At 43.6% G+C, this 7,807-nt stretch carries 4 protein-coding genes and 1 pseudogene; 3 read left to right on the top strand and 2 right to left on the bottom strand.

From position 1 onward, the window contains the following. Window positions 1-537: 537 nt before the first annotated feature. Window positions 538-1,464 (bottom strand): agmatinase, encoded by a 927-nt coding sequence (speB, locus tag F0229_RS16285; protein ID WP_171733248.1) that lies wholly within the window; start codon window positions 1,462-1,464, stop codon window positions 538-540. Then, window positions 1,464-3,371 (bottom strand): arginine decarboxylase, encoded by a 1,908-nt coding sequence (speA, locus tag F0229_RS16280; RefSeq protein WP_301338075.1) that lies wholly within the window; start codon window positions 3,369-3,371, stop codon window positions 1,464-1,466. The genes speB and speA overlap by 1 nt, the downstream gene beginning before the upstream one ends. Window positions 3,372-3,932: 561 nt before the next feature. Here speA and F0229_RS16275 point away from each other — a divergent pair. From F0229_RS16275 to F0229_RS16265, 3 genes and pseudogenes are all read left to right on the top strand, one after another. Then, the gene (locus F0229_RS16275; RefSeq protein WP_171733247.1) at window positions 3,933-5,369 is read left to right on the top strand and encodes a coniferyl aldehyde dehydrogenase; all 1,437 of its coding nucleotides are present in this window, start codon (window positions 3,933-3,935) and stop codon (window positions 5,367-5,369) included. Further along, a complete protein-coding gene (locus tag F0229_RS16270; protein ID WP_171733246.1) occupies window positions 5,366-5,944 on the top strand; it encodes a TetR/AcrR family transcriptional regulator in 579 nt (192 codons plus the stop codon). The genes F0229_RS16275 and F0229_RS16270 overlap by 4 nt, the downstream gene beginning before the upstream one ends. A 495-nt stretch (window positions 5,945-6,439) precedes the next feature. After that, a pseudogene (locus tag F0229_RS16265) lies at window positions 6,440-7,705 on the top strand (ATP-binding cassette domain-containing protein); the annotation flags it as partial. Between the last annotated feature and the right edge of the window lie 102 nt (window positions 7,706-7,807).

Below are 7,807 nucleotides of genomic sequence, written 5' to 3'. Positions count from 1 at the left end.
TGTATGTGATGAGTCAGTTCCGTTTCGCCTGTTTTTTTTATAGTTTACTTAACTTTAAGCCTAGTCTTCCTTATCCGAAATGTCATGTCTGTGCGAAGTGACTTCTTTTCACAAATCTAGGCATTCACTTTAGTTTGTTCATGGACTAAGCAAAAGTTTATAGGGTGTTGATTAATGTGCAATAAAGCGCATACCTTAATTACACCTCAAATTTTTATAAATATATACAGTAATAAAGTTGATAAATCATTAGGATTTATGGGCGATTGATAGGGTCGATATATACCTAAACCCCAAAGAAGAACTAAATCCCATATTTGAGACAAGGTGCAGCATAAAGCTGATGAGAAACTGTTCAAACACCGTATATGGCGTCAATTACATATACAATAGTTAGAGTATTGAATGGGTATACAGGGACAATGAGTAGAAGTTGCAAATGGATATTTCGAGGTATCCAAAAAAAGCCCACTAAGTTGAACCTTAGTGGGCTTTAAAATCAGTATATAGCGTTATGCTGTTAGCAATGACACACAACTATTTAGCAAGGCGATTTGCAGTCCAGACGTAAAGCAGCTCGAGAGCAATCGTCGCACCAGCCAATGCCGTAATTTCGCTTTGGTCATAGGCAGGAGACACTTCTACAACGTCCATACCAACCATGTTGATACCCTCTAAGCCACGGATGATTTTGAGTACTTTATCTGAGTTCAAACCACCACACACAGGCGTCCCAGTACCCGGCGCAAAAGCAGGATCCAGACAATCGATATCAAACGTTAGGTAAACTGGCTTATCACCAACAATGCCTTTCACTTGAGCAATGATCTCATCCACGCTCATGTCATTCGCTTGCATCGCATTGATAACATTAAAGCCATGACCTTCCTGCTTATACTCTGTACGAATACCTATTTGCACAGAATGCTCAGGCGAGATTAACCCTTCATTTGGCGCATAGTAGAACATAGTACCGTGATCGTAACGACTACCCTGACTGTAAGTGTCAGTGTGCGCGTCAAAATGAATCAGAGCCATTTCACCGTACTTCTTACCGTATGCTCTTAGCAAAGGCAATGTAATGAAGTGATCGCCACCTAAACCTAACAATGTTTTACCACTGTTTAGAATCGCATTTGCAGCCGCTTCTAAACGCTGAGTTAAATCTTCAGCATCACCGCAATCAAACACAAGATCGCCAGCATCAATCACCGAGGTATGTTCAAATACATTGAAGTCCCAAGGAAATTTTTTGCCTTCCCACGCCAAGTTTACCGACGCACGACGAATCGCATCAGGCCCCATACGAGCGCCCGGTCGACCCGACGTCGCCATATCTAACGGCGCGCCCAACACAACCACATCAGCATCGTGATCAATTGGGTTCTGTACCAATGGACGACGCATAAAAGTCATCGCGTTGGAGTACAGCGAGTAATCTGGTTTGGTAAATAGATCGTTCATTAAAAATCCTCAAGATAGGTGTAACCCATCAAGCCTTGCTCTAACTCTTCAAGTACGCTTTGCTGCTCTTGTGCTGGTACTTTCGCCGTGACCAAATCTTTGTAGTTCTGACGAATCAGATCCGTATCGATATGAACATAACGCATCATGTCTTCAACCGTATCGCCTTCATTGATGTAGTCGATATTCGCTTGACCACTTTCATCAACATTCACCACGACACTGTGGGTATCACCAAATAGGTTGTGCATATCGCCCAAGATCTCTTGATATGCGCCGACTAAGAAAAAGCCCATCAGGTATGGTTCATCTGGGTTCCACGCAGGAACTGGCAGCGTTGTTTCAATACCTTGGCCATCAACGTACTGATCAATCGTACCGTCAGAATCACAGGTGATATCCAGTACTACAGCGCGTCGCTCATCCGCATTATCCAAACCACTTAGAGGTAATACAGGGAATACCTGATCAATACCCCAAGCATCTGGTAAAGATTGGAACAGCGAGAAGTTCACGAAGAACTTGTCGGCTAAACGCTCGCTCAACTCATCCAAAATAGGACGGTGGTAACGGTTCTTAGTACTCATACGAGAGCTAAGTTCGTAGTTAATACGCAAAGACATCTGCTCTGCCCAAGCACGGTGCTGAAGATTCAGCATGCCTGTTGCAAATTGGTTGTGCGCTTCTGCGATATCGCTTTGCGTGTCGTTGTAGATCTCGATCAACGCTCGGTCATCATTACCCGCATCTAGCTCTAAGAAGTTCTTCCACATGTTATTAAGCAACATTGGTGCGTCAGCTTCTGGAGCCGCCATATCTTCCGGAGAATAGCTTTCTGTACCGATCACGTTAGTAACAAGCACAGCGTGATGCGCAGTCAACGAACGACCAGATTCAGAAATGATCACAGGTTGCGGCTGATTGTAGAGCTTACAAATATCCCCTACTGTCATTACGATGTTGCGAGCGTACTCAAGCAAGCCGTAGTTCATTGAGTTTGAAGACTGGCTACGTGTACCGTCGTAATCCACAGCCAAACCACCACCAACATCTAAGTACTTCAATTGAGCACCGATATCGCGCAGTTCACAGTAGAAACGAGCCGCTTCGCTCACACCATTTCGTACATCACGAATATTGGCCATTTGTGAACCAAGATGGAAATGCACTAGCTCTAGAACATCCAGTTGGTCTTCTGCTTTCAAGCGTTCAATAACAGTCAGCACTTGTGATGCAGACAAGCCGAACTTCGACTTCTCGCCACCACTCGCTTGCCATTTACCTGCGCCTTGAGAAGCAAGACGAATACGCAAACCCAAACGAGGTTTTACGCCAAGTGCTTTCGCTTCAGAAAGAACAAGATCAAGCTCAGACAACTTCTCTAGAACGATAAAGACTTTGTGGCCTAGCTTTTCGCCAATCAGCGCAAGACGGATGTATTCTCTGTCTTTGTAACCGTTACACACGATCACAGAGCTCGCTTTTTGAGCCAGCGCCAATACCGCTAATAGTTCAGGTTTGCTGCCCGCCTCTAGTCCTAGCTGCTTTTGCTCTAATTGAGCTTGGCTCGCTAAGATCTCATCAACCACTTCTTTTTGTTGGTTAACTTTAATCGGATAAACAAGTAGGTAACGATTGTCGTACTGATATTCGTCGATCGCTTGGTTAAATGCGTTACAGATATTGTGCACACGTTGATGCACTATTTGAGGAAAACGCACAAGAGCAGGTAAACCAATATTTCTTTGCTCTAACTGTTTTACGATCTTACTTAGTGGGACTTGATGATCCGTCTCGCTCGGTGAAACATACACCTCACCGTTATCATCAATTCCATAAAAACCTTGGCTCCAGTGCTTTACATTATACTCAGCACGGATGCGTTCCAAATTAACCGAATTTTCCAATTCTAGAGACCTCACACTATAGGGCCATCGACAGAAGATACCTCTTTGGAATAGCGAGGTATAACCCAACAAAAAGCGTTCAAAAACGATTTGTTGGCTGCATTAACCGATATTATTAAGAGCGAGTCCAACCATTGATATTTGTGGTGACGATTACGTTTTTTTATCGACAGATCGACTTAAAATGACAGGTAAGGAATTACAAGGTTTTAGGGTAAAAAACAGGCTGAAGCGCATTAAATATAAAGCAATTTCTCACATTAAATTAGGGAGAAAAAATGTGCAGAAACCAAAAGATTTTTAGTAAATTGAGTGAGGTTAAGTCAGAGTTGTGACAAATATAAGCACTTCACAATCTGAACTCTCGCTATCACCAACACAGCTTGTGTCCCGCGATTCTATGCCGATAAACACTTCATTCTTCCTACTAGAACTCGCTCACTTCAATGTTGTAACCGCTCAATTTTTGAACTTTTCTCGCGCATATCTTGTATTCGGTTCAATCTTCTTGTAATTTTAACTGACCAACCAATCGGTCAGCCTTCGAATTTAGGGGATACTATGAGCCATAATCTAGACCTTGAACCAAACACGTCGAGCACCAACGACATGGATCAAATGTTCAACCGACAAAAAGATCACTACCGCAATAACGTTAATCCTACGCTTGAGCAGAGAAGAGAAAACCTCTCAGTATTAAAAGCGTTGTTAATGCGCTATCAAGAGCAATTGATTGAGGCAGTATCTGAAGATTATGGCCATCGAGCAAAGCACGACAGCTTGATTGCTGATATCACCCCTTCTCTTCACCAGATCAATTACAGCGTGAAGAACCTTAAGAAGTGGTTGAAGCCATCGCGCCGCAAAGCTGGTTTGATGCTAACGCCAGCAAAGATCACGGTTCATTATCAGCCAGTAGGTGTGGTTGGTATCATCGTGCCTTGGAACTTCCCAGTCATGCTCTCTTTAGGCCCTCTGATCACAGCGTTAGCAGCGGGCAACACGGCGATGCTCAAGATGTCGGAGTTTACTCCAGCGACCAACCGAGTTTTAAAAGCGATGTTGGCCGAAGGCTTTAGTGAAGATCAGGTTGCGATTATCGAAGGCGAAGCTGACGTTTCCGCTAAATTTAGCCAACTGCCGTTTGACCATATCCTTTTCACAGGCTCAACCGCTGTGGGTAAACACGTTATGAGAGCAGCGGCTAACAACTTAACACCAGTTACCTTGGAATTAGGCGGCAAATCTCCAACCATCATTGCCCCTGACTTTGATGTAGCTGACGCTGTTGAACGTATCTTGTTTGCCAAGAGTCTAAACGCTGGCCAGATATGTGTAGCGCCTGATTACATCTTATTGCCGCGAGAAAAATCAGACGAGTTCATCACAGCCTATAAGCGTTATTTCAAGAAGCTTTATAAAGCCGGTATTGATAGCAAAGACTTAACCTCAGTGATCAACATGCGCCAATACAATCGCTTGAAAGGTGTCATTGAAGACGCACAAGCCAAAGGCGCGGTTATTCACACGGTAACCGAACAAGCACAAGACGATGTAAACCACAGAATGACGCCGCACCTTCTCACCGAAGTGAACGATGAGATGCTCGCGATGCAAGAAGAGCTGTTTGGTCCTGTTTTGCCTATCGTGCCTTATGATTCCATCGAAGAAGCAATCAATTACATCACAGAGAGAGAACGCCCACTGGCTCTGTACCTAATGAGCCATAATAAAGAAACCCAAGACAAGCTTTTATCAGACACGCACTCTGGCGGCGTGTGTATTAATGATTCTTTGGTGCATGTGGCTGCAGAAGACGCACCATTCGGTGGCATCGGCCCTTCAGGCATGGGACACTATCACGGCATTGAGGGCTTCAAGACCCTTAGCCATGCCAAAACCGTTCTAAGTAGAGGAAAAATCAACTTCACCAAGTTAATGCATCCTCCTTACAACAACCCAATCAAGAAACTGATGTTCAAAGTACTCAATAGATGATCACCAAAAGACAAAAAATCCTAGATGCTGCACTCCTGCTCTTCTCTCAACAAGGGCTAGAGGGCACATCTACCGGACAAATAGCGAAAACAGCCGGCGTGGCAAAAGCGACGTTGTTCCACCACTTCGAGAATAAATCTCTATTGATTGATGAACTGTTTCGCGAGCTGAAGCTAGAGCTATTCTCGACCCTTCAACCGCACACTGATGTGGCTGTAGAAGATCGCTACCAAACCTTTAAGTTCATGTGGGTCACAGGAATTGAGTGGGCATTAGAGAATCCGGTTGCGATGAAGTTCTTCACCAATGTTCATTTCGACCCATCGACTCAAACTCGAGAAGTGATTGTTTCACAGATGTTCGCATCGCTAGACGAGATCATTTTGAAAGGGCAACAAGATGGTGAATTGATGGTGTTGGACATTAACCTTGTTAGGCACTTCATCCATAGCCACTTTTTGAATTGTGCAAACTGGCTGATTGAACAAAGCGAGTCTCCACCAGAGCAAACATCGAAGTACATCAACGATAGCTTTGATATGTGTTGGCGAGCGGTTGGTGGGCAAACCAAATAGCTTTAGCTTTAAGCTCTAAACCCAAAGATATAAGTTCTAGACTCAACTTATTTCCAATAATGATCACTAAAGCGCCACAAAGGCGCTTTAATTATTTGAACACAATTTAATCACCTCAACATATTGACTCAGAGTACTTTCTTTCAGTACCATCCCACCATCATTTCAAAAGAGAATAACGCCATAATGAAGTACTAACATCCTGACATCCGATTTATTTTTATAAAAATCATTTGGACACTCGGGGTTAGTGGGCGTTACTTCATCATCTATTTTCGCGACAAATCAAGCTCTTAAAGATCCGTTTTTTGACAAACAAACATCTTTAAGATCAGTACCTCAAAGACAGGAACCATCTCAATACCGCTTTCTCTCTTTCATTGGTCATCTATCTAAGTAACGCCTTTGGCGATCTGTTGTTAGCATCCAGCAGGAGCTTGCACAGAAAAGCGCCTCACCCCTTTTACTCGTTTACACGTAAAGGGAGGTATTTCTATGCCGACTATATTAGCCAATAATCTCTCATTCCAACTCGATACTGGTGAGTGGTTATTCAAAAACATCACCTTTAATTTGAGCACTCGCCTCACAGGCCTAGTCGGAAGAAATGGGGCTGGAAAGTCATTGTTACTTTCGTTGCTCGTTGGACAAAAACAGCCCACAACGGGCAGTGTTTCGCGCCAAGGTTCAATCGGCTTTTACTCTCAGTTACCATCAACGCTACTGGATACCAACATCACCATCGCTGACTTCTTAGGACTCACCGAAAAGTTAGAAGCGTTAAGCGCCATAGAACAAGGTAGCTGTGAACTGCAGCACTTCAATATCGTTGGCGATGATTGGGATTTAGAGGCGCGTACCCAGCAGTTGCTAGGTACATTAAAGATCACTCGTGATTTGAACACACTTTGTTGCTCTTTGAGTGGTGGGCAACTCGCCCTGTTACAGCTTCATCAGCTATTCGTATCAAATAACGACATACTGATCCTCGATGAGCCTTCGAACCATTTGGATAACGACGGACGCAATTGGCTACTAGAACAATGCCAGTTGTTTGAAGGTAAGGTACTTGTCGTCAGCCATGATCGAAGCTTATTGAGACAAATGGAAGGTATCTACCATCTCAACAGTTTGGGGTTACGTTTCTATAAAGGAAACTACGATGACTACTTCAAACAAATGTCGAATCAGGCCGATGCACTAGATAAACAGATTGCACATCACCAATCCGAAAAGAAACGACTGGAGCGCCAAGCTCAAGCTAATAAGGAAAAAGCACAGCAACGTGAGTCTCAAGGTAATCGACTCAGAAAGTCCGGTAGCCAACCCAAGATATTATTGGATGCGATGAAAGATAAAGCAGGACGAACGCAAGGAGCATCAGCCACTAGTCAAAAGAACTTAAAGGACCAAAACCAACATAAGCTTCAATCTCTTAAAGAACAAAAGGAACAACTAAAACCACAGGCCTTGTATCTACAACAGAGTAATAACAGTAAAAAGAGCTCTTTGTTAACCGTTGAAAACTGCCGCCTTATTTACGGCTCTGGTGCGCCAATCAGTTTCTCTTTATCACAAGGGGAACGGTGTTATCTAACCGGTGCTAACGGGTGTGGAAAGTCGACACTGTTAAAAGCGATTCACGGTCAACACGCCAATTATAAAGGCTCGATTAAGCGCTTAGGGGCGACCGTCTATTTGGATCAACACTTTGGCCTGTTAGACACCAACGATACGATGTTCGATAGTTTAATAACGCATCATAGACAGGATCTTAAGAGCTAACTTGTTTATTTAGATAGAAAAAAGGCTTCATTTATGATCAGATAATCGTCGCCAAACAAACTACCTACATCAATAGTG

Source organism: Vibrio sp. AIC-3 (assembly GCF_013114515.1).
Taxonomy (GTDB): Bacteria; Pseudomonadota; Gammaproteobacteria; order Enterobacterales; family Vibrionaceae; genus Vibrio; species Vibrio crassostreae_C.
Note: the sequence above shows the minus strand (reverse complement) of the source record. Positions and strands in the feature narration are given on the sequence as shown.